Below are 2781 nucleotides of genomic sequence, written 5' to 3'. Positions count from 1 at the left end.
GCGGGTGCTGACGGCGCGGATGGACTATCTGCCGCGCGACACCTCGCCCGATTGGCAGGCCATCGAGTGGCAGGGTCTGGCCGATCCACAGCGCGCGCAGCTGTCCATTTATGCCCGTGGACGCGACTATCACAAGGTCTTGCGCCAGCGCCTGCAGCAGTTGGCAACCAAGCTGGCGGCCGCCGTCGGGCCTTTCGGTCACCGTGTCTTCACCGACTCGGCGCCGGTGCTGGAGGTCGAGCTTGCGGCGCGCTCGGGCCTGGGCTGGCGCGGCAAACACACGCTGACGCTGCACCGCGAGGCCGGTTCGATGTTTTTTCTGGGCGAGATCTATGTCGATCTGCCCTTGCCGCTGAGCCAGGCTGTGACGGCCCATTGCGGGCAATGCAGCGCCTGTATGACGGTCTGCCCGACCCAGGCCATCGTGGCACCCTACCGGGTCGATGCGCGGCGCTGTATTTCCTATCTGACGATCGAGCATGCCGGACCCATCCCGCTGGAATTGCGGCCGCTGATCGGCAACCGCATCTATGGCTGCGACGACTGCCAGCTTATCTGCCCCTGGAACAAGTTCGCGCAAAAGGCGTTGGTGCCCGACTTTGACGCCCGCCAAGCCTTGCAGGCGCCGGGGCTGCTACAGCTATGGGCCTGGGACGAGGTGGAGTTCCTGCATCGCACCGAGGGCTCGGCGATACGGCGCATCGGTTTTGAGCGCTGGCGGCGCAATCTGGCGGTGGCGATGGGCAATGCCTTGCATGCGCAGCCGCATGGCGAGATGCGTCAAGCCTTGCTACGGGCTCGCGCCGGCGCCAGCGAGCTGGTGGCCGAACATATTGATTGGGCCTTGGCGCCTTGAGCATTGAGCATGTTGTGGCATGCTTCGTGCCGTTAGCGCAGACCAGCGAAAACCTCAACCGGAGTCAAGCATGAATTGTCGCAATTGGGTGTCGGGTACAAGTATCTTGGTTTTGAGTATGGCCGGCCTGCAGCCAGCGTTGGCGCAGACCTATCCAAGCAAACCGGTGCGCTTGGTGGTTCCTTTCGCCCCCGGCGGCACGACCGATATCGTGGCCCGCATCCTGGCCGAGAAGATCAATCTCTCGCTGGGCCAGACCATGGTGGTCGAGAACAAGGCCGGCGGCGGCGGCACCATCGGCGCGGGCGACACGGTCAAGGCCGCGCCCGACGGCTACTCGCTGGGCATGGCCACGGTGTCGACCACGGCCGCCAACCCGGCCATCAACCCCAAGATCGCGTACAACCCTATCACCGACTTCACGCCCATCATCAATGTGGCGGCCACGCCCAATGTGATCGCCGTTCACCCCTCGTTCCCGGCCCGTGATTACAAGAGCTTTCTGGCCGAGCTGAAGGCCAACCCCGGCAAGTACAGCTTTGCCAGCAGCGGCACCGGCGGCATCGGGCATCTGCAGATGGAGCTGTACAAGAGTTTGACGGGTGTGTTCGTGGCTCACATCCCCTACCGCGGTGCGGGCCCGGCGCTGAACGACACGGTGGCGGGCCAAGTGCCGATTATTTTTGACAATCTGCCCTCGGCCTTGCCCTTCATCAAGGATGGCCGATTGATCCCCATCGTTGTTGCCGCACCCCAGCGCCTGAGCCAGTTGCCCAATGTGCCGACCTTCAAGGAACTGGGCCTGGAGCCGGTCAATCGGATGGCCTATTACGGCATCCTTGGCCCCAAGGGTTTGAGCAAGGAGGTAGTGGACAAGGTCCATGCAGCGGTCAAGAAGACGGTGGAGTTGCCGGACGTGAAAAAGCGCATCGAGGACACCGGCTCCATCATCGTGGCCAACACGCCTGAGCAGTTCGCCGCCCAGATCAAGGCCGAGTTCGAGGTCTACAAGGCCGTGGTAGCGCAGCAAAAGCTCAAGCTGGAGTGATGACGACGGCCGCCACCAGCCTGCAAACTATCAACGGCTTCATTGAGGCCTTATGGCTGGAAGACGGCCTGGCCGCCAACACGCTGGAAGCCTACCGGCGCGACCTGAGCCTGCTGGCCGACTGGCTGGCGGCGCAGCCGGACGCCAAGGCTCTGGACCAATGCCTGGAGCCGGACCTGCTGGCTTACGCAAGCGCGCGGCACGCCGGCAGCCGTGCCACCAGCTCCAACCGGCGCCTGAGTGTGTTCAAGCGCTATTTCCGCTGGGCCTTACGCGAGCAGCGGATTCTGGCCGACCCGACGCTGCGTTTGCAAAATGCCCGCCAAGCGCTGCGTGTCCCCAAGCTGTTGAGCCAGCAGCAGGTCGAGTTGCTGTTGGCCGCACCCGACACCACCACCACACTGGGCCTGCGGGACCGCGCCATGCTGGAGTTGATGTATGCCAGCGGCCTGCGGGTGACCGAGCTGGTGACACTGAAAAGTGTCCATGTCGGCTTCAAGGAGGCGGCCTTGCGCATCACCGGCAAAGGCTTGAAAGAGCGGCTGGTGCCCTTTGGCGAAGAAGCCCATGCTTGGTTGATGCGCTATTTGCAGGAGGCCAGGGCCAATCTACTCAAGGGTCAGCGCTGCGACGAGCTCTTCGTCACCATGCGCGGCGCCGGCATGACAAGACAAATGTTCTGGACCCTGGTGAAAAAGTACGCCGCCCTGGCCGGCATCACCAGCCCCTTGTCGCCGCATACCTTGCGCCATGCCTTTGCCACCCATTTGCTCAACCACGGCGCCGACCTGCGCGCGGTGCAATTGCTGTTGGGCCATGCCGATCTGTCGACCACGCAGATTTACACCCACGTGGCGCGCGAGCGGCTGAAAGCTAT

General features: G+C 63.5%; 3 protein-coding genes. All 3 read left to right on the top strand.

Annotated elements, in window-relative coordinates; all coding sequences use genetic code 11:
* The coding region (queG, locus tag RMO57_RS15130; RefSeq protein ID WP_310388003.1) for a tRNA epoxyqueuosine(34) reductase QueG at nucleotides 1-856 on the top strand (856 nt) is incomplete at its 5' end.
* A gap of 70 nt (nucleotides 857-926) precedes the next feature.
* Nucleotides 927-1904: a tripartite tricarboxylate transporter substrate binding protein BugE gene (locus RMO57_RS15125; RefSeq protein ID WP_310388002.1), complete on the top strand. Its 978-nt coding sequence runs from the start codon at nucleotides 927-929 to the stop codon at nucleotides 1902-1904.
* A partial coding sequence (gene xerD, locus RMO57_RS15120; RefSeq protein ID WP_310388000.1) for a site-specific tyrosine recombinase XerD occupies nucleotides 1904-2781 on the top strand: 878 nt, incomplete at its 3' end. The genes RMO57_RS15125 and xerD, both read left to right, overlap by 1 nt.

The sequence above is a fragment of the Roseateles sp. genome (assembly GCF_031397715.1).
GTDB lineage: Bacteria > Pseudomonadota > Gammaproteobacteria > Burkholderiales > Burkholderiaceae_C > Paucibacter_A.
The sequence above is the reverse complement of the archived record's forward strand: the minus strand, read 5'-3'. Positions and strand labels throughout refer to the sequence as shown.